Annotated in this window: 15 protein-coding genes and 1 pseudogene; 11 read left to right on the top strand and 5 right to left on the bottom strand. The window is 71.5% G+C overall.

Features of this window, described 5'->3' with window-relative positions:
* Both ABZ622_RS27745 and ABZ622_RS27740 read right to left on the bottom strand, forming a co-directional pair.
* Complete coding sequence (locus tag ABZ622_RS27745; protein ID WP_360547641.1) at positions 1–3,363, bottom strand: PQQ-binding-like beta-propeller repeat protein; 3,363 nt, start codon at positions 3,361–3,363, stop codon at positions 1–3.
* A gap of 154 nt (positions 3,364–3,517) precedes the next feature.
* Positions 3,518–4,501 carry a LuxR family transcriptional regulator gene (locus tag ABZ622_RS27740; protein ID WP_360547639.1) on the bottom strand — a complete coding sequence of 328 codons (984 nt, stop codon included), beginning with the start codon at positions 4,499–4,501 and terminating at the stop codon, positions 3,518–3,520.
* Positions 4,502–4,718: 217 nt separating this feature from the next.
* Here ABZ622_RS27740 and ABZ622_RS27735 point away from each other — a divergent pair, with 217 nt between their 5' ends.
* Positions 4,719–6,071 carry an aminopeptidase P family protein gene (locus ABZ622_RS27735; RefSeq protein ID WP_360547794.1) on the top strand — a complete coding sequence of 451 codons (1,353 nt, stop codon included), beginning with the start codon at positions 4,719–4,721 and terminating at the stop codon, positions 6,069–6,071.
* A gap of 28 nt (positions 6,072–6,099) precedes the next feature.
* Here ABZ622_RS27735 and ABZ622_RS27730 read toward each other — a convergent pair whose 3' ends face one another.
* Positions 6,100–7,221 carry a PP2C family protein-serine/threonine phosphatase gene (locus tag ABZ622_RS27730; protein ID WP_360547637.1) on the bottom strand — a complete coding sequence of 374 codons (1,122 nt, stop codon included), beginning with the start codon at positions 7,219–7,221 and terminating at the stop codon, positions 6,100–6,102.
* A gap of 248 nt (positions 7,222–7,469) precedes the next feature.
* Between ABZ622_RS27730 and ABZ622_RS27725 the strand changes: the two genes are divergently transcribed.
* The 5 genes from ABZ622_RS27725 (at position 7,470) to ABZ622_RS27705 (ending at position 15,011) form a co-directional block, all read left to right on the top strand.
* Positions 7,470–8,486: a helix-turn-helix domain-containing protein gene (locus ABZ622_RS27725; RefSeq protein ID WP_360547635.1), complete on the top strand. Its 1,017-nt coding sequence runs from the start codon at positions 7,470–7,472 to the stop codon at positions 8,484–8,486.
* 179 nt (positions 8,487–8,665) lie between these two features.
* Positions 8,666–12,055 carry a S8 family serine peptidase gene (locus ABZ622_RS27720; protein ID WP_360547633.1) on the top strand — a complete coding sequence of 1,130 codons (3,390 nt, stop codon included), beginning with the start codon at positions 8,666–8,668 and terminating at the stop codon, positions 12,053–12,055.
* A gap of 180 nt (positions 12,056–12,235) precedes the next feature.
* A complete protein-coding gene (gene pcaC, locus ABZ622_RS27715) occupies positions 12,236–13,513 on the top strand; it encodes a 4-carboxymuconolactone decarboxylase (protein WP_360547631.1) in 1,278 nt (425 codons plus the stop codon).
* Positions 13,514–13,526: 13 nt separating this feature from the next.
* Positions 13,527–14,183: an MBL fold metallo-hydrolase gene (locus ABZ622_RS27710; RefSeq protein WP_360547629.1), complete on the top strand. Its 657-nt coding sequence runs from the start codon at positions 13,527–13,529 to the stop codon at positions 14,181–14,183.
* Positions 14,184–14,231: 48 nt separating this feature from the next.
* Entirely contained in the window at positions 14,232–15,011 is a 780-nt protein-coding gene (locus tag ABZ622_RS27705; RefSeq protein ID WP_360547627.1) for an exodeoxyribonuclease III, read from the top strand.
* 142 nt (positions 15,012–15,153) lie between these two features.
* On the opposite strand, the gene ABZ622_RS27700 is transcribed toward ABZ622_RS27705, so the two are convergent.
* On the bottom strand, positions 15,154–16,308 hold the full coding sequence (locus ABZ622_RS27700) for a Cmx/CmrA family chloramphenicol efflux MFS transporter (protein ID WP_360547625.1): 1,155 nt from the start codon (positions 16,306–16,308) through the stop codon (positions 15,154–15,156).
* A gap of 505 nt (positions 16,309–16,813) precedes the next feature.
* Here ABZ622_RS27700 and ABZ622_RS27695 point away from each other — a divergent pair.
* The 3 genes from ABZ622_RS27695 to ABZ622_RS27685 all read left to right on the top strand — a co-directional run bounded on the left by ABZ622_RS27695 (position 16,814) and on the right by ABZ622_RS27685 (position 17,835).
* Positions 16,814–17,194 (top strand): RNase adapter RapZ, encoded by a 381-nt coding sequence (locus ABZ622_RS27695; RefSeq protein WP_360547623.1) that lies wholly within the window; start codon positions 16,814–16,816, stop codon positions 17,192–17,194.
* 94 nt (positions 17,195–17,288) lie between these two features.
* Positions 17,289–17,507, top strand: a complete 219-nt coding sequence (locus tag ABZ622_RS27690; RefSeq protein WP_360547621.1) for a hypothetical protein — start codon at positions 17,289–17,291, stop codon at positions 17,505–17,507.
* Between the two features lie 100 nt (positions 17,508–17,607).
* A complete protein-coding gene (locus ABZ622_RS27685; RefSeq protein ID WP_360547619.1) occupies positions 17,608–17,835 on the top strand; it encodes a hypothetical protein in 228 nt (75 codons plus the stop codon).
* 56 nt (positions 17,836–17,891) lie between these two features.
* Here the strand turns inward: ABZ622_RS27685 and ABZ622_RS27680 are convergent, their stop codons facing one another.
* Positions 17,892–18,257 carry a hypothetical protein gene (locus tag ABZ622_RS27680; protein WP_360547617.1) on the bottom strand — a complete coding sequence of 122 codons (366 nt, stop codon included), beginning with the start codon at positions 18,255–18,257 and terminating at the stop codon, positions 17,892–17,894.
* Between ABZ622_RS27680 and ABZ622_RS27675 the strand changes: the two genes are divergently transcribed.
* Together ABZ622_RS27675 and ABZ622_RS27670 are read left to right on the top strand one after the other, a co-directional pair.
* Entirely contained in the window at positions 18,244–18,612 is a 369-nt protein-coding gene (locus ABZ622_RS27675; RefSeq protein ID WP_360547615.1) for a hypothetical protein, read from the top strand. The two genes, ABZ622_RS27680 and ABZ622_RS27675, sit on opposite strands and share 14 nt — an antisense overlap.
* Positions 18,613–18,621: 9 nt before the next feature.
* Positions 18,622–18,753 (top strand): annotated as a pseudogene (locus ABZ622_RS27670) (IS630 family transposase); the annotation flags it as partial.

The raw sequence follows: 18,753 nt of genomic DNA, 5'->3' as shown, positions 1-18,753 counted from the left end.
TCAGTTCCGGCGCGCGGCCAGCGCGTGGACCGTGCCGTCGTCCGTGAGGACGAAGACCCAGTCACCGCTGACGGAGAGGGCCGACGCGACGCCCGCGCCGAGGTTGTACGCGGCGAGCTGCCGGCCGGTGGCGCGGTCCAGGACGAGCAGCCGCCCGTCCCACGTCCCCACGTACACCAGCTTCCCGGTCACCAGCGGATGCATCGTCGGCGAACTGTCCCCGGCCGAACACCCCATGGCGACCCGCCACTTGTCGTCCAGCGGACTCTCCCCGGGCAGATAGCCGGCCCTGGTCTCCCACACCGGCTTCGAGGGATCGGCCGCGCTCGTGTCGTAGGCGCGTACGACACCGTCCCGCCCCGCCACGTAGGCGATGTCGCCCCGGACGGCCGGACTGGTGAGCGGGGCGCGCCCCGGCTCGCAGGTGCTGCCGCCGCCCAGCTTGGACTCCCAGGTCACCGCGCCCGTCCGCGGGTCGTGCCCGCGGACGCCGGAAGCGGTGAAGGTGACCGGCTTCGCCGGGCCCGACGCGGGATCGGTGAGCACGGGCGAGGAGTGGCTGTCGATGTCGCCCGCGGTGTCCTTCGCCCACAGCTGCTTGCAGCTCGTCAGGTCCATGGCGATGACCGTGTTGCTCGACGAGGAGTGCAGATAGGCGGTGTCGGATCCGGGCTTGCGCACCGCGGTGCTGTGGGACTGGCCCCAGGAGACGGCGGCGCCGAAGCCGCCGGGCAGCAGGGTGCCCGTCCGCGCGTCACGGCAGCGGACGGTGTCCCAGTCCTGGTAGACGGCCACCGTGCGGTCCTGTCCGGTGAGCGCGAAGACACTGACCGGTCCGCCCGCACGGCCGTAACGGCGCACGGTGTCGCCGTGCCGCTCCTCGCGGTCGATCGACTCCCAGGCGACATGGCCGTCCCGGACGTCCAGCGCGTAGATCCGTCCGACACCGGTCGTCAGATACACCCGCCCGTCGTGGAGCGTGGGCGCCGATTCGGCGTCGCCGTCCAGGTAGGTGCGCCAGATCTCCCGCCCGGTCCTGATGTCGTAAGCGAGCATCATGCTGTACGGCGAGTCGAACGCGCGGGACGAGACGATCACCTTGCCGTCCGCGACCACCGAGCCGTTCAGGTTGAACTGCTCGCCGGTGTGCCGGGCCCACTTCAGGTCCAGCTCGGGGCCCGGATCGTCGGTGGCCGAGGACCGTCCGGCCTCGTCACCGCCCTGCCGGAGCCAGTTCTGCCCGGTCCTCGGCTCGGGGAGCCGGGACTGCCGTACCACGTCGAAGGTGCTCCGGAGCGCGGGAAGCGCGGGGAACGCCTTGCCCCGGGTGTCGTACACGGTCGTGCTCGCGGTGTACGTGCCGGGCCGCAGCCCGTGCAGTGTGCCGCTCGCCCGGGTCCACGCCCCGCGTGCGTCGGGGCACGGTTCGGGCCGGCCGCCCGGCGGGGTGTAGCAGTTCTCGATGCCGGGCCTGCCGGATTCCCGGCCGAAGCGCAGGCTCGTCCGCTTCACCACGTGCCCGCGGCGGTCCCGTACGGTCAACGAGGCCCGGGCCGGGGTGCGGCCGTCGTCCTCGGCGTACACCTCGACGGGGACTCCGGCGGCCGAGCCGTGCACGCCGTGCCGCGCGGGGCTGACCAGGGCGCTGTCGTCGTCGATGTCGAACTGCCGGTGGACTCCGGTGACATGGCCGGTGTCCTCGTTGCGGCGGGTGTGCGGATCGTCCGTGATCCCGGTGAAGTCCAGCACCTTGTAGTCGGGATGGGCGCCGTCGATCCCGTAGGTGCCCTGGTTGTTGATCTCCACGGACCGCTCGAAGGCGCCGCGGCGGAATTCGGCCTGCTGGTTGTGGCCCGCGGCGACCATCCGGACGTCGTACTTGGCCAGTTCGTCGATGGTCGGCTGCATGCCCGTTCCCGGGCCCCACTGGGTGAACAGCGAGCGATGCGCGAAGACGAACACCTGCTTGCCGACCGCGTGCCGGGCCAGGTCCCTGCGCAACCACGCCAGCTGCGGCTTCAGCCCGCTCGCGTCGTAGTTGCCCTCCAGGACGACGATGTGCCGGCCGTTGCGGTCGAAGCTGTACCACTCGGGGGCGATGTTGCGGCGGTAGTACTCCATGCTGCCGACGTAGCCCTGGGAAGTGGCCGTGCCGCCGAAGTCGTGGTTGCCCATGACCGGGTAGAAGGGGTGGCCGAGCCGCCCCTGCTCCAGGCCCTTGCTGAAGAGGTCGTACGCGCCCTGGCGGCGCGGTTCCTCGGCGTAGTCGGTGACGGTGAGGTCACCGGTCGCGATCTGCATCGTGGCGCCGTCGACCTCGGACATCGCCCGGACCTGACCCGTCCACTGGGGCAGTGCCGTACGGGCCTCGGCGTCGGTGCGGTTGCCGACCTCGGAGTCGGAGTTCATGACCCAGGTCTCGGTCGGGTCGGAGGCGTTGCGGTCCGGTACGAGCGCGAAGTCGACGCCCGTGGCACCGGTCTCGGGGACCTTGTGGAAGAACTGCGGGATGTAGTCCTTGCGCAGTGCGGGCGTGTAGCCGTCGGGCGAGATGATGCTGACGATGTCGGTCTCGCGCCGGCCCGGATCGATGGCGAGGGAGTACGAGCCGTCCGCGCCGGTCGTGGTCCACCCGGCGCCGTCGGTGACATCGACGCCGGACATGGCGCGCTCGCCCCTGTCCCGCCTGCCGTTGCCGTTGGTGTCCTTGAAGACGGTGCCCTCGACGGTGACGGTGGCCGGTGCCGTGTCGTCGGCGATCGCCGCCTGCGGAGCGAGGCAGGACAGTGCGACGGCCCCCACGGTGGCGAACCGGAACCGGCGGCGGCCGCGCAGCGACCGCAGCAGGGCGGGCAGCCGCAGTGCGGCGAGTATGAGCACGATGCCGGCCGCCACCACGAGTGCCACGGCCGGCCACGGGAAGCGGGGCAGGGCGTGCGCGCCCGCGGCGTCGACCAGCGGCGTGGCCGCGGAGGCGTCGACCGTCGTGCCGTCGAACTCGACGACGACCTGGGTCAGCCCGCCCTTGTCGATGAGGGGGCTCAGATCGAGCGTGTCGATGTGGCAGCTCCACGCCAGCTCGATCACGACCCCGCCGGGTACTCCGCCGTCGTCGCCGGGGACGCCGGATCCGGTGGCCGGGCAGCCGGCCGGCAGCAGCCGGTTCGCCCAGGCTCCGGCCTGCTCCGGGGACACGAGGTCGCGGTGGACGATGAGACGGCCGCTGGTGACGTTGTCCCCGGTGGCGACGACGAGTTCTGCGTGCTGGCGCGAAACATGCGCCAGCGCGGGCTGGGCGCCGATGCCCAGCACAAGGAACAGCAGCGCGAGACAGAGCCCGGCCGCTGTGCGTATACGTTTCATAAAGGCGGACGTTAGCCAGCGACCACCGCTTTTCGGTCAAGATCGAACAGCTTTCATCAAGCCGTCCACCAGCGTTCAGCTCCGGCGCCCATGACGCGCCCGCTGTCCCACGGCCGGCAGACCTCCGGCCGGCACGGCTCCGAGGAGGCCGGCATCACAGCCAGCCGTTGCGCTGAGCCTGCAGGGCCATCTGGAAGCGGTTCGCGGCACCCAGCCGGGCCATCAGGATCTGCAGACGGCGGAAGAGCGTACGGCGGCTGATGCCCAACTCGCGGGCGATGACGTCGTCGGCCGCGCCGCCCGCGAGGAGCCACAGCAGGCGCCGGTCGGCGGGCCGCAGCCCGCCCGGTCGTGTGGTGTGGCCGTGGAACGGCAGGGCGTTGTGCCAGGACTGCTCGAACAGTGCCATGAGCGCGGAGAGCAGCCCGCACGGCTGCACGATCAGCATGGTGTTGTGTACGTCCGCCTCCCGGATCGACAGTGACACCAGTGCGTACGCCTCATCGATGATCACGAGCTTGACCGGCACCGACGGCAGCACCCGGGCCTGCTCACCGGCCTTGATGCACGGTTCGATGACGTCCTTCAGATGGCCCGGGTGCTCCAGCGACTCCCGCGAGTAGACGACCCGCTGTGTCACCCCCCTGGCCAGGGTGGCCAGCGCGTCGTCCGTGGCCTCGGCCAGCGGGAAGTACGGCGGTGACTCGAACTGCCGGATCTGGTCACGGGCGCTCGCCCAGGCCTGGCGGATCCTGGGGCCGATGGCGTCGCCGGTGACGACCTCGACGAGATTGTCGTTGTACGCGGCCAGCCGCTGCCGCCGGAACGAGTCGAAGGCGCCCCCGACGGTGATGCGCGACTCCTCGACCTCGGCCGCACGGTGCCGGGCGAGGATCTCCAGGCCGGCGGCCGGCGGAACCGGGGCCACCACGTCCCCGCCCCCCTCGGCGGCGCCGGCCAGCCCGGCGTCGACCAGCGCCCCGTACGCGGTGTCCAGGTCCGCACCGTCCAGACCGGCCGCGGCGGCGATCGCGCTCAGCGGGGCGGGGGCCAGGTCGAGCAGTGCCAGATACACCCGGCCCGCCTCGTGCCCGATGCCCAGCAGCCGAAGCGCCTCACCGAGTCTCGCGTTCGTCATATGCCCCATTGTCGCCGCCTCCGGCCGGACGATGTGGCCGATCCGTGCCAGTGGCACTCCTCGGCACCCGACGCGCGCGGTCGCGGATAGCGTCCGGCCAGGGCGCCGAGCCGTACCGCTCGCCGCCGAGGACCCCACCCAGAGGAAGGCGTACGCAGTGGCCAAGGGACGGAAGAACGGTCTCTACTCAGGGATCTCCGAGGAACTGTCCGCTCTGATGCGGACGGGCTGGGCGGACACCGAGCGGCACGACCTGCGGCTCGACGAGCAGGCCCCGTACGCGGCCCGCCGCCGCGCCGCGCTCTCGGAGCGCTTCCCGGGCGAACGCCTGGTGATCCCCTCCGGGAACCTCAAGACCCGTTCGAACGACGACAGCTACCCGTTCCGCCCGTACACGGGCTATGTGCACATGACCGGGGACCAGGCCCGGGACGGCGCTCTCGTCCTCGAACCCCGGGCGGACGGCGGCCACGACGCCTACTGCTACCAGCTGCCGCGGGACAGCAGGGACAACGACGAGTTCTGGACCGGCGCCACGGCGGAGCTGTGGATGGGCCGTCGCCGCTCCCTCGCAGAGTCGGAGCTGGTGCTCGGCCTGCCCTGCCGGGACGTCCGCACCGCGGCCGCCGACCTGGCCGCCGCCTCCGGCGCGCCGACCCGGATCGTCCGGGGCATCGCCCCGTCCCTCGAAGCCGCCGTCACCACCGACGAGGAACGCGACGACGAACTGGAGGAGGCGCTCAGCGACCTCCGCCTCGTCAAGGACGACTGGGAGATCGCCGAGCTCCGCAAGGCCGTCGACTCCACGGTGCGCGGATTCACCGACGCGATCGGCGAGCTCTCCGGCGCGATCGCGTCGTCCGAGCGGTGGATCGAGGGCACCTTCTTCCGCCGCGCACGGCTTGAGGGCAACGCCGTCGGCTACGGCTCGATCTGCGCCGCGGGCGAGCACGCCACGATCATGCACTGGACGGACAACGACGGTCCGGTGCGCCCGGGGGAGCTGCTCCTGTTCGACGCCGGAGTGGAGACGCACACCCTCTACACCGCCGACGTCACCCGCACCCTGCCGATCAGCGGCACCTTCTCTCCTCTGCAGCGCAAGGTCTACGACGCGGTGTACGAGGCCCAGGAGGCCGGCATGGCGGCCGTGAAGCCGGGCGCCGCGTACCGGGACTTCCACGAGGCGTCCCAGCGCCACCTCGCGGCACGACTGGTCGAATGGGGTTTCATCGAAGGCCCCGCCGACCGCGCGTACGAACTCGGCCTCCAGCGCCGCTTCACCATGGCGGGCACCGGCCACATGCTCGGTCTGGACGTCCACGACTGCGCGCAGGCCCGCAACGAGGAGTACGTCGGCGGCGTGCTGGAGCCGGGCATGGTGCTCACCGTCGAGCCCGGCCTGTACTTCCAGCCGGACGACCTCACCGTGCCCGAGGAGTGGCGCGGCATCGGCGTCCGGATCGAGGACGACCTGGTCGTCACCGACGACGGCCACGAGAACCTGTCGGCGGGCCTGCCCCGGTCGGCGGACGAGGTCGAGGAGTGGATGGCCCGCGTCGCGGGCTGACCACCTCGCGCGCAGACCCGTGCCGTACTCAGCGGAACGGCGACCGGCGGACGGACAGGATGGCCACGTCGTCGTGCCGGTCGCCGCCTCCGGCGAACGTGCGCGCGTCGTCGTACAGGGCGGCCGGCAGGTCGGTCGGGGCGAGCGACACACGCTCGGCGAGGCGTTCGGTGACGGGGTAGAACGAGCCGTCGGGGGCACGGGTCTCGGTCAGTCCGTCGGTGGTCAGCAGCAGCGTCGCGCCGCGCGGGAAGCCGAACCAGCCGACGGTCGCGGGTTCGGCGGCGAGCTCGGCGAGACCGAGCGGGACGCCGGAGTCGAGCTCCGGAGTGCTGACGGTGGCGTTGTTCAGCAACTGCGGCAGGACGTGCCCGCAGTTGATGGCCTGCGCCTCCTCGTGCGCGTCGATGTTGACGACGAGCGCCGTGACGAACCGTTCGTCGTCGCCGGTCTGCGTGGCGTAGGAGTTGTGCCGTACGACAGAGGCGTCGAGGGAGTCCGCGAGCGCGGTCAGGGTGGGCTCCCGGTGGGCCGCCTCGCGGAAGGCGCCGATGACGGCGAACGCGGCGCCGACCGCGGGCAGGCCCTTGCCCTGGACGTCGCCGATCAGGACCCGGGTGCCCCACGGGGAGTGGACGACGTCGTAGATGTCGCCGCCGACGAGCCGGTCCTCCTGCACGGGCTCGTACACCCCGTCGACCAGCACGTCCTCGGTGAGCATGGGCAGCGGGCGCAGGATGTGCCGCTGCATCGCCGCCGCGGTGGAGCGCAGCCGGAACGTCTCGTGCTCCCGCTGGACACGACGGTGGCAGGCGTACACGGAGGCCGCGCCCAGGGCGAGGGTGAGCAGCATCAGGAGGGTCCTGTCGAGCCACGACCCGCTGTCACCGTTCTGGACCAGTACCGTGACGGCGACCACGAGCGTGGTCCACGCGGCCACGAACTCCGTCTGGCGCACGGTGCACAGCGCCGACGCCGTACCGGGCAGGAACACGAAGAGCCCGAGCAGCCACACCGGAGACCCGGACAGGGAACCGAGGAACAGCACCAGGACGGTCAAGGACACCACGCCGATCACCACCTCGGCGTTGCGCGGTGGCTCGATGGCATCGTAGGGACGCGCGAGGTGCTTCGGACGCTTACGGGGCACGGGACCTCCCGGGCAGGCGGTGTACCCCTCGTACGTTAGGCAGGTCCGGCCGCCGGTGAGCCGCGCCCCGCCGGACGGTGGCCCTTGTGCCAGGCCGACGGGGCGGCCGGGACGGCGGTGGTGCCGGTCATCGACGTCTCCGCCCGGATACACGACAGGCAGCAGCCGATGGAGCTGTTCCGGCCGTGGGATAGGGTCCACCCGAACTGCGCCGAGGCAGGCCCGGTGGCCGCCCGAGGGGGAGCTGGATGCTGAAGGCATTGGGACTGGGCCCGGCCGAAGAGACCATCTACACGGCACTGCTGGCCCGCCCGACAGCCTCCGCGCAGGAACTCGCCCGGCAGACCGGGGCCGAGCAGGCCGAGACCGAACGTATCCTGCGCGACCTGCTGACACGCGGCCTGGTGGCGATCGCAACCGAGGCCGGGAGCGGGGCACCCCACTCGGCCGACTGTTACTCCGCCCGCTATCGGCTCACTCCACCCTCGGTGGCCCTGGCGCCGTTCCTCGTCGAGCAGCGCAACGCGTTGCACCGGGCCGAAGCCGCGTTCTCGATGCTGACCGAGCAGTACCGCAGTACTGCCGCGCACCCCGCGGGCAGCGTCGTGGAGGTGGTCGTCGGGGTGGAGCAGGTCGCACACCGGTTCCACCAGCTTCAGCGCGGTGCTCAGCAGGAACTGCTCGTCTTCCTCGTCGGCGATCCCATCGCGGTGCCGCGCGAGGACACCGGCATGTCGGAGAGCTCCGCACTGGACCGCGGCGTCGACTTCCGGGTGGTGGCTGCCAGGAACTATCTCGATGCCCCCGACATCGCGAAGGAGGTGAGGGCGGCCATCGCCACGGGCATCGAACTGCGACTCGTCGACTCGTTGCCACTGAAGATGGTGGTGTCGGACCGGGAACGGGCCATGGTGCCCCTGGACATGACGGACTGCGGCGGAGAGCCGAGCGCCATCGTGGTGCACCGCAGCGGCCTGCTGACCGCCCTGGTCCACCTCTTCGAGAAGGAATGGGCCCAGGCCCGGCCGCTCTACACCACCACCACAGGTGTGCACGCGGAGCAACCGGCCGATCAGCGTCCGACGGAGGGGGAACTGGAGGTCCTGGCCCTGCTGCTGGCAGGGATCTCCGACCGGCGGGCGGCCTCCCAACTCGGCGTCTCCATACGCACCGTGGAGCGAAGGACGCGCCGCCTGATGGACCTCGCCGGAGCGGATTCGCGCCTCCAGCTCGGATGGCACGCCGCACACGAAGGCTGGCTCTGACCTCAGGCCGGCCCCTCCCCGGGAAGATCATCCGGGCGGACCACCGTCGATGGATGTACTCGTGTGACGGAAAACCGACATGCGGGCAACCCGTCACTCGCGGCTCCCCTACGCGATCCGCATGTCTGCCAGGCTGCACCGGCAGCACGGCATGTTCACGGTTTCGAGTGGGGAGATTCATGCGCTCCATAACGCGTATAGCCTTGGGCGCGGCGACCGCCGTCGCCCTGACCGTCACAGCGGTCGCACCTTCCGGGGCGGCGGACGCGCCCCCCGACGGTGCCTCGGGGAAGCGGCCCGTCGTCGGCAGCGGGGCCGCCGCGAAGAGCGGCAGGCAGACGACGGTCACGCTCGTCACCGGCGACAAGGTGCTGGTGACCACCGACCCGTCGGGCCGCAGCTCCGCGGCCGTGCTGCCCCGCGAGGACGGCACGCAGCCAATGGTCCAGACCCATCAGCTGGGCAAGGACCTCTACGTCTACCCCGAGGGCGCCTCCCGGGCGATCGCCGAGGGCAGGGTCGACGAGCAGCTGTTCAACGTCACCGGGCTCATCCGTCAGGGCTACGACGACACTCACACCGACTCGCTGCCGCTCATCGCCACGTACCGGAACAGTGTGGATGTCGCGAAGAGTGCTCCGCCGGCCCCTCGCGGGTCCGAGCGGGGCCTGAGCCTCCCGGCTGTCGACGGCGTCGCGCTCAAGGCGGGCAAGGACACCGCCGCCAAGTTCTGGCGGGACATCACCGACACCCGCTCACGTTCTGCCTCCACGCTGAAGAAGCTGTGGCTGGACGGCAAGGCGGAAGCCACACTGGACCGGTCCACCGCGCAGGTGCACGCCCCGGAGGCCTGGAAGGCCGGCTACGACGGCAAGGACACCAAGGTCGCCGTGCTGGACACGGGCGTGGACGCCGAGCACCCGGACCTGGTGAACCGGGTCACCGCGGCCAAGAACTTCACGGACTCCCGGGACACCGACGACCGGGTGGGCCACGGCACCCACACCGCCTCCACGGTCGGCGGGTCCGGCGCGGCCAGTGACGGCCGCAAGAGGGGCGTTGCCCCCGGCACTTCCCTGCTCATCGGCAAGGTCCTCAACGACGGGGGATCCGGCCAGGCCTCCTGGATCATCGCGGGCATGCAGTGGGCCGTCGACCAGCAGGCCGACGTCGTCTCCATGAGCCTGGGCAACCCCGCGATCGGCGACTGCAACGACCCGATGGCCCAGGCCACGCAGCAGCTCTCGCAGAACAGCCGCACCCTGTTCGTCGTCGCCGCCGGCAACGCCGGTTCGGCCACCGAGACCGTCTCCTCGCCCGGCTGCGTGCCCGGCGTGCTGACCGTCGGTGCCGTCGACCGCGACGACACCACCGCGTGGTTCTCCAGCCGCGGCCCCGTGGCCGTCACCCACACCCTCAAGCCCGAGATCGCCGCCCCCGGCGTCGACATCTCGGCGGCCGGCGCGGGCGGCCGCGGCGTCTACGCCTACCGGACGATGTCCGGCACCTCCATGGCCACCCCGCATGTCGCGGGCGCCGCGGCCGTCGTCCGCCAGGCCCACCCCGACTGGACCGCGCAGCAGATCAAGGCCGCCCTGGTCTCCTCCGCCCGCACCGGCGGCAAGGTCGCCGGCGCCGACCAGACCGGCGCCGGCGTCCTCGACGTGTTCGGCGCGGTGAACCAGAAGGTGCTCTCCGCGCCCGCCGTCCAGGCCGGCAGCTACAACTGGCCGCAGGACACCTCCGACCGCACCACCGTGCAGGTGCCCTTCACCAACACGAGCAGGAGCGGCCTCACCCTGAACCTCAAGGTCAGCGGTGTGCACGGCAACGACGGCAGCGAGGTCCGTTCCGGCATCGTCAAGCTGGAGCAGGGCAAGGTGACGGTCCCCGCGGGGGCCACCGCTCAGGTGTTGCTGCGGATCGACCCCACCGCCCGTCTGAAGGACGCCCAGTACGGTGCGGTCACCGGCCGGATCCTGGCCACCGGCGACGATGTGCACGTCTCCGTGCCCGTCACGCTCCACGTCGAGCCGGAGACGGTCACGCTCCGGGTCAAGGTCGTCGACCGCAACGGCAAGCCCGCGACCGGCCCCTCGTCCCTGGACCTGGTCAGCCTCGACACCGACAAGGGCGAGCGCCGCAGCAACAGCGGCGCGGCCGACCAGACGTACCGGGTGCGCCCGGGTGACTATGCCCTCAGCAGCTTCGTGGCGACGTACGACGCGGGCAACGCGCCCGAGTCGATCGGCTACCTCGCGAAGCCGCAGCTGCGGATCACCGGTGACACCACTGTCGTCCTCGACGCTCGCAAGGCCCATCGGCTGAGCCTGCACACCGACCGTCCCTCGACGGTGAACAACACCACGTTCAGCTACGCCCGCACGTGGGACGACACCTGGCAGGTCTCCGGATCGCTCATCTCCGACGGTACCGTCCGGAATCTCTACGCGGACATCGACGGACGCGCCAAGAACGGCACCTTCGAGTTCCGGCCCACCTGGCGCGCGACCGGCTCCGAGGGCGGCTCGCCCTACGTCTACAACCTGTCGTTCCCGACCCGTGGCCCGCTGCGCTCCGACCAGGTCTACAGGCCCAAGGACGCCAAGCTGGCCCAGGTCACCGAAAAGTGGAACGCCATGGGCAAGGAGGGCGACTACATCGACGCGATGTTCATCCGCCCCTCCGGGAGCAGCGGCAGCTACGTCCCCGTGAGCCCGTTCGGCAGCGTCCACGTGCCCGGCACCCGCACCGCCTACTACACGACCGGCGACGACGCCTGGTCCCACGGCGCGATGACCAGCTTCCCGTTCGCCGCGTTCATGAGTGACCAACTGCGCACCTACCGGGCCGGACAGCGGAGCGCCGAGGAGTGGTACGGCGGCCCCCTGCGGCCGGCCGCACCGCGCGACGCCGACGGCCGCCTGATGCTGAACGCCGAGCGGCAGGGCAACCTGATCGGCTTCCAGAACGCGCTCTGGGTCGACGGTTCCGGCGACCACTGGTCCTACGGCGGATCGTTCGGAGACCTCGGCAAACTGGTGCTGAAGCGCAACGGTGAGCAGATCGCCACCAGCGCCTACCCGTACGACGTGTTCGAGGTGCCGGACGAGGACTCCGCGTACGAGCTCACCCAGAACCTGGAGAAGATCGACACCTCGGACCGGAACTGGCTGCGCTCCACCGCCGTCCAAACCACCTGGAGCTTCCGCTCCCGCCTTGAGCCGGACGTCTACTCGCGCGGCCTGCCGATCCTCTCCCCGGCGTACGACGCTCCGGTGGACGGCATGAACACCCTGCCCGCGCGGAGCGGCATCGAGGTCGGCCTGTCGGTCGAGGGCCACGCCGGATACACCCCGGGCGCGGTCGGGGCGGCCACGCTGTCCTACTCCTACGACGGCGGCACCACCTGGACCCGGGCGCCGACCGGGCAGCGGGACGGCAAGTGGACGGCGGTCCTCGACCTCACCGCCGCCACCGGCAAGCAGGTCACGACGAAGGCCACTCTCACGGACGCCAAGGGCAACGCGGTCACCCAGACCATCACCCGCGCCTACGACGTCCGCTGACCACCTGATCCGACCGGGCGGGCCTCCCACGGCGGGAGGCCCGCCCGGTCCGGTGTGCCGAGCCGAATGTGGAGGACCTTCGTCCGGCGGTGGACACATGTGGTGGACATATGGGGAGGTCCGGCGAGTGTCCCGACCCCCTCTCCCGCCGGAAAATGTGCGCTATGGGAGCGTGAGCGGGTGAGTGAGACAACGACTGAAACCCTGCAGTACCGCTTTGACGGGCCCGAGGACGCGCCGATCCTGGTCCTGGGCCCCTCCCTCGGCACCTCGTGGCACATGTGGGACCGGCAGATACCGGAGCTCACCCAGCACTGGCGGGTCTTCCGCTACGACCTCCCGGGCCACGGCGGCGCCCCCGCCCATCCCGCCACCGCCGTCGCCGACCTCTCCGACCGGCTGCTCGCCACCCTCGACCACGTGGGCGTCCAGCGCTTCGGATACGCGGGCTGCTCCATCGGCGGCGCGATCGGCGCCGATCTCGCGCTGCGCCACCCGCAGCGGGTCGCCTCGCTGGCCCTGGTCGCGGCCTCGCCCCGGTTCGGCAGCGCCGACGAGTTCCGCCAGCGCGGGGTGGTCGTACGCACCAACGGTCTGGAGCCGATGGCCCGCACCGCACCCGAGCGCTGGTTCACCCCCGGCTTCGCCGCCGCCCAGCCGGCCATCGTCGACTGGGCCGTGCAGATGGTGCGGACCACCGACCCGGGCTGCTACATCGCCGCCTGCGAGGCCCTCGCCGCCTTCGACGTCCGCGGCGAACTCGGCCGCATCGGTGCCCCGACCCTCGTCCTGGTCGGCGCCGAGGACCGGGTCACCGGACCGGGCGACGCCCGCGTCCTGGTCGCCGGCATACCGGACGCCCGGCTCGCCCTCGTACCCGGCGCCTCCCATCTCGCCCCGGTCGAGCAGCCCGGCGCCGTCACCGATCTGCTGCTCACCCACTTCTCCTCGGCCTGGCAGGACACCCTCGCCGCCATCCCCGCCCCGGCCGTCACCCCGCAGCTCTCCGCACCCGTGCTGCCCGTCGCGGAGATCACCGCCGCCACTCCGCAGCCCGATCCGGGGCCCACCGGACGCGCCGACCCGCACGAGCGCGGCATGAAGGTGCGCCGCGAGGTGCTGGGCGACGCCCACGTGGACCGGGCGATGGCCGCCGGTGACGACTTCACCGAGGACTTCCAGGAGCTGGTCACCCGCTACGCCTGGGGCGAGGTGTGGACCCGGGAGGGCCTGGACCGCCGGACCCGCAGCTGTGTCACGCTCACCGCGCTGATCGCCTCCGGCCGCATGGAGGGACTGGCGGCGCACGTCCGGGCCGCGCTGCGCAACGGTCTCACCCCGGCCGAGATCAAGGAGGTGCTCATGCAGACCGCCGTGTACTGCGGGGTACCCGCCGCCAATGCCGCCTTCTCCATTGCCCGGACCGTGATTCAGGAAGAAACGAGACCCCGCCCGTAGCAGGATGGGGCCCATGGACGCCGTGAATCCCATGCACCTGACACTGACCAAGAAGACGCACTCCTGCATCCGTCTGGAGAGGGACGGGCGGACGCTCGTCATCGACCCGGGCGGTTTCTCCGAACAGGACGCCGCCGTCGGCGCCGACGCGATCCTGGTGACGCACGAGCACCCCGACCACTTCGACGAGGGGCGGCTGCGCGCCGCCCTGGACGCCGACCCGGCCGCCGAGATCTGGACCCTGCGCAGCGTCGCGGACCGGCTCGCCGCGGCCTTCCCCGGCCGCGTCCACACCGTCGGGAACGGCGACACCTTCACCGCGGCCGGCTTCGACGTACAGGTGCACGGCGAGCTGCACGCGGTGATCCACCCGGACATCCCGAGGATCACCAACATCGGCTTCCTGGTGGACGGTTCGCTCTTCCACCCGGGCGACGCGCTCACCGTCCCCGACCACCCGGTGGACACCCTGATGCTCCCGGTGATGGCCCCCTGGAACAAGATCTCCGAGGTCATCGACTACGTGCGAGAGGTGAAGCCGCGGCGCGCCATCGACATCCACGACGCGCTGCTCACCGATCTCGCCCGCCCGATCTACGACAACCAGATCGGCAGCCTCGGCGGCACCGACCACGGCCGGCTGGCCCCGGGGGACTCGACCGGGCTGTGACCGGCGCCGGTCCGGCGACTGTCAGCGGCAGCCGCTAGGTTTGCGTACATGCGCATCGCCACCTGGAACGTCAATTCGATCACCGCCCGGCTCCCGAGGCTGCTGGCCTGGCTGGAGGGCACCGGCACGGACGTGCTGTGCATCCAGGAGACCAAGTGCACCGCCGAACAGTTCCCGGCGGAGGCGCTCCGCGAGCTCGGCTACGAGTCCGCGGTCAACGCCACCGGGCGGTGGAACGGCGTGGCGCTGGTCTCCCGCGTCGGCCTGTCCGGCGTCGTCACGGGGCTGCCGGACGGCCCCGACTACGAGGGCGCGCAGGAGCCGCGGGCGATCTCCGCCACCTGCGGCCCGGTCCGCGTCTGGTCGGTCTACGTGCCCAACGGCCGCGAGGTCGAGCACGCGCACTACGCGTACAAGCTGCGCTGGTTCGAGGCCCTGCAGAAGGCCGTCGCGGCGGACGCCGCGGGCTCGCAGCCGTTCGCGGTGCTGGGCGACTTCAACGTGGCCCCGACCGACGAGGACGTCTGGGACCCGGCCCTGTTCGAGGGCGCCACGCATGTCACCCCCGCCGAGCGCGCCGCCCTCGCCGCGCTGCGCGAGGAGGGGCTGGCGGACGTCATGCCGCGCCCGCTCAAGTACGACCGCCCGTACACCTTCTGGGACTACCGGGAGCTGCGCTTCCCGAAGAACAAGGGCATGCGGATCGACCTGGTCTACGGCAACGCCCCCTTCGTCGCGGCGGTCGAGGACAGCTACGTGGACCGCGAGGAGCGCAAGGGCAAGGGCGCGTCCGACCACGCCCCGGTGGTCGTGGACCTCAAGGTCTGATCAAGGTCCGAGGACCGGTTGTCAGTGGTGGCCGCTAGCGTGGTTCCTGTCCTTATCCCGCTTGCTGGCTGCTTGCAGTGACCAGGACAGCCCCGCCCGTTCAGCGCCGGGCGGGGCTCCATTCCCTGTTCCCTGCCGCCGGTCAGACGGTGGCGACGCGGCGCATCCGCAGTGACGCCCCGGCGGTGCCCAGCGCCAGGACCATCAGCAGGGCGCTCACCCACAGCGGCGACCGGAAGCCCAGCCCCGCACCGATCGCCAGCCCGCCCAGCCAGGGCCCGAGCGCGCCACCCACATTGAACGCGGCGGTGGCGAACGAGCCGGAGAGCGTCGGTGCGTCGGCCGCCAGCCGGAACACCCACGAGATCAGCGCCGTACCGGTGCCGAACGCCAGCATCCCCTGGACGAGTACGAGCGCCACCGTCGCGAACGGGCTGCCCGCGGTCAGCGCGAACCCGGCCCAGCCGACCGCCAGCGCCACCAGACCGGCCGCGGTGAAGGCGACGGGCCGCAGATCGGCGAACCGGCCGGCGGCCGTGACACCGATGAACGAGCCCAGCCCGAACAGCGCCAGCAGACCGGGCACCCAGGCGGCGGTGAGCCCGGTGACATGGGTGGCGAGCGGCTCGACGTAGGAGAACGCGCAGAACGTCGCTCCCTGCACCAGGGCGCTGGTCAGCAGGGTCAGCAGCAGCCGCGGACCGGTCAGGGTCCTCAGCTCCACGCTCGCGGGCGCGGGCGTGGCTTCCGGCCGCCCCGCCGGAACGGTCCTGGCGATCACGAGGACGGCCGGTACGGAGACCAGGGCCACGGCCCAGAACGCCGACCGCCACCCCCAGTGCCCGCCGAGCGCCGCACCGGCGGGCACCCCGGCGACGCAGGCGATGGTGACGCCACCCACGACCACCGAGGTGGCGCGGGCCCGCGCCTCGGGCCCGACCATGGAGACCGCGGTCACCAGGGCCACCGCCCAGAAGCCCGCATTGGCCAGTGCCCCGACGACCCGCGTCGCGAGGAGCAGCCCGTAGCCGGGCGTGAGCGCGCCGACGACATGCACGGCGCTGAAGACACAGAGGAAGAACACCAGGGCCCGGCGGCGCGGCCAGTTCCGGCTGAAGAGCGCCATCAGTGGCGCCCCGACGATCATTCCGATCGCGAAGGCCGAGGTCAGCAGCCCCGCGGCGGGGAGGGACACGTGCAGATCGGCGGCGATGTCCGAGACCAGCCCGGACAGCATGAATTCGGAGGTGCCCTGGGCGAAGACGGCGAGCCCGAGCGCGTAGACGGCGAATGGCATGAAGGAACCCCATGGACGACTGACGGATGGACCAGGCAGGGGGTGTGGGCCCGCGCCCGCCCGGCATGACGGGCGGCAACGCGGAAGAACGTCCCGGATGTTCATGGACGTGACCGGGGGCGCGGCAGGCGCCGGAGCCGGAAAGTCCGCGCACGGTGGACCGGGAGCGGTCCACGAGCACGGAGGGGGGAACGCAGCCCACACAGCGGGGGTCCTGCGGTGGCGGCCGGGTGGGAATCGGTCCGGGCCGGGATTCGGCGCCGGGGGAGCGATTCGACGGCGGATCGGCCACCGGCGGACCGGTGGCTAGCCTCTGTCGGACTCGGGGCTGGACATGATCGCGAAGCTACCAGCTCGGGGCGCCTCGCCTCCACCCCTTTCCCGCCGGAACCGTTCCGGGGTGGTGCGCGGCGCGTGCGGCGGCGCGTGAGCGGGCGCCGACCACGCCCGGTGAGCCCCGCCTCATGGACGAGATCCGCGGCATCCAGATGCCGGCCGCCGCCTGATGGTCGCCGTCGAGATCGTCTCGTTCGGCTACCTGCACGGCGAGCCGCCAGCCGCGCACCTGACCGCGGATCTCCGGCAGCACTTCCGGGACCCGCACGTCAGCCCCGAGCTCCGGTACATGACCGCGGCCGACCGACCGGTCCGTGAAGCCGTCCTCAACACCCCCGGCATCCAGGCCCTGATCGCCGCTGCTGTTGCCGCAGTCGTGGCGTTCGCAGCTGGGCCGTCCGCCGGCCAGGTCACCGTGGCGGCCGGATGCGCAGGCGGACGCCACAGGGCACCCACCTTCGCCGGAGCGCTCGCCGACCGGCTGAGCGCCGCAGGACACGCGGCGACCGTGAACCACCGAGACATGGCCAAGGGCGTCGTTCAGCGCTGACCGCCACTGGGCCACCTACGGACCCCGACCTCCACCAGCACGTATCCGAAGCCGCCGCTGCCATCGACGGCACCTGACCCGAGAGGACTCACCCATGAGCAAGCCGATGTTCCAGATCGTCACGACCGACAACCAGGTCTACACCCAGGGCAGTTCCCGAGTCGGGACCTTCGCCGACCTCGGTGGTGAAGCGCCCCGCCTGGAGTCCTACGAGCACGACGGTGACTACCTGCAGCTCCACTACAGCGGCGGCTACCGCCAGCTGCTCCCCGAACACCGCATCAAGCACATCGCCTACCTCAACCAGGACTGACCCGGCCCGCCCTGTCGTCCCCAGCCCCATGGCTGGTGGCGGCAGAGAGGCCCGGACCACCCGGACCCGCACCACCCCAACCACAGGAAGGACGCCGCTCATGACGACCAGCGAGACGCCCCGGACCGAGTACCACTTCAACCTCACCGTGCAGAAGCCCACACCGGGTGGCTACATCGTCGCCGACGGGTCCGGCTGCATCACGCCCGAGACCGGCTGGACCCGGTATGACACGTTCCGCGCGATCCGGGCGGAGTACGCAAAGCAGCAGCCGCACCTGGCGGGCGCCGGCGTCACGTTCCTCTCCCTCGAACCGAACCAGCTCTGACCACCCTGCTGGGGCCGCCGCCGGATCGACTCCGGCCCAGGACACTCCCCGCACGATCAGGCAACGGAGGGAACATGCCATGGACAGCCGAACAGACACCAACCGAAGCCGACCGGGCGCAGGCGAAGGCGCGGCAGGCCGAGCAGGAGCAGCAGGAGGCTGACGCCGCCACGGCGGAGGAGCTCGTCAAGGCCGCTGACAGGTGGCGGATGTACGCGGTCATGTTCTACGCCGTGTGCGCGGTCGTCGCCCTGCCGGTTCAGATAGCCGCGTTCTGGGACCCCAACGCCTGGTGGCTGGTGATCGCACCGCTGATGCTCGAAGGCGCCGCCCTCGTCGTGACCAAGGGAGCCGCTGCGGCGGTCGCCGCCCAGCGCCCACACTGGCACTACCGCACGGGTCGCCTGGGTGTTCGCGTTCATCGCCGCAGGAATCAACCTGTGGCACGGGATGGCGGCGTTCGACCCCGCCACCGCGATCGGCACTGCCTTCGCCGGCATCGCCGGCCCCGGTGTGTGGGACCTCCACGAGCACGGCCGCATCCGCAAGCGGGATGAGGTGCTGACCCGCCGGGAACGGAAGGCGCTGGAGAAGGCGGCGAAGGCTGAGGTCGCCGAGAAGGCGGTAGCGGAGAAGCGTGAGGCGGAGCGCCAGGCCTACCGCGAGAAGGCCGCGCGGGACGCTGCCGAGGGCCTCGACAAGCCTCGCGTCGAAGAGTTCCCGGAGGTCTACCGCCACGCTAGTGTCCTGAGTCAGGGATTCCGTTCAGATGTATAGGCTTGTCTCATGGCGCGGACCGGGCGGCCGAAGGCCGAGTTAAGACTGTCGGATGAGGAAAGGGCTGCACTTGAGGGGTGGGTGCGGCGTCGCTCCACGCCACAGGCGTGGGCCTTGCGATGCCGGATCATCCTGGCCTGC

Source organism: Streptomyces sp. NPDC007164 (assembly GCF_040634135.1).
Taxonomy (GTDB): Bacteria; Actinomycetota; Actinomycetes; order Streptomycetales; family Streptomycetaceae; genus Streptomyces; species Streptomyces sanglieri.
Note: the sequence above shows the minus strand (reverse complement) of the source record. Positions and strands in the feature narration are given on the sequence as shown.

Coding starts and splice junctions, on each gene's coding strand:
- ABZ622_RS27690 (WP_360547621.1), top strand. CDS start 17,289: ATGAGCAAGCCGATGTTCCAGATCGTCACGACCGACAACCAGGTCTAC.
- ABZ622_RS27710 (WP_360547629.1), top strand. CDS start 13,527: ATGGACGCCGTGAATCCCATGCACCTGACACTGACCAAGAAGACGCAC.
- ABZ622_RS27735 (WP_360547794.1), top strand. CDS start 4,719: ATGCGGACGGGCTGGGCGGACACCGAGCGGCACGACCTGCGGCTCGAC.
- ABZ622_RS27745 (WP_360547641.1), bottom strand. CDS start 3,363: ATGAAACGTATACGCACAGCGGCCGGGCTCTGTCTCGCGCTGCTGTTC.
- ABZ622_RS27700 (WP_360547625.1), bottom strand. CDS start 16,308: ATGCCATTCGCCGTCTACGCGCTCGGGCTCGCCGTCTTCGCCCAGGGC.
- ABZ622_RS27685 (WP_360547619.1), top strand. CDS start 17,608: ATGACGACCAGCGAGACGCCCCGGACCGAGTACCACTTCAACCTCACC.
- ABZ622_RS27705 (WP_360547627.1), top strand. CDS start 14,232: ATGCGCATCGCCACCTGGAACGTCAATTCGATCACCGCCCGGCTCCCG.
- ABZ622_RS27680 (WP_360547617.1), bottom strand. CDS start 18,257: ATGAACGCGAACACCCAGGCGACCCGTGCGGTAGTGCCAGTGTGGGCG.
- ABZ622_RS27695 (WP_360547623.1), top strand. CDS start 16,814: ATGGTCGCCGTCGAGATCGTCTCGTTCGGCTACCTGCACGGCGAGCCG.
- ABZ622_RS27720 (WP_360547633.1), top strand. CDS start 8,666: ATGCGCTCCATAACGCGTATAGCCTTGGGCGCGGCGACCGCCGTCGCC.
- ABZ622_RS27725 (WP_360547635.1), top strand. CDS start 7,470: ATGCTGAAGGCATTGGGACTGGGCCCGGCCGAAGAGACCATCTACACG.
- ABZ622_RS27740 (WP_360547639.1), bottom strand. CDS start 4,501: ATGACGAACGCGAGACTCGGTGAGGCGCTTCGGCTGCTGGGCATCGGG.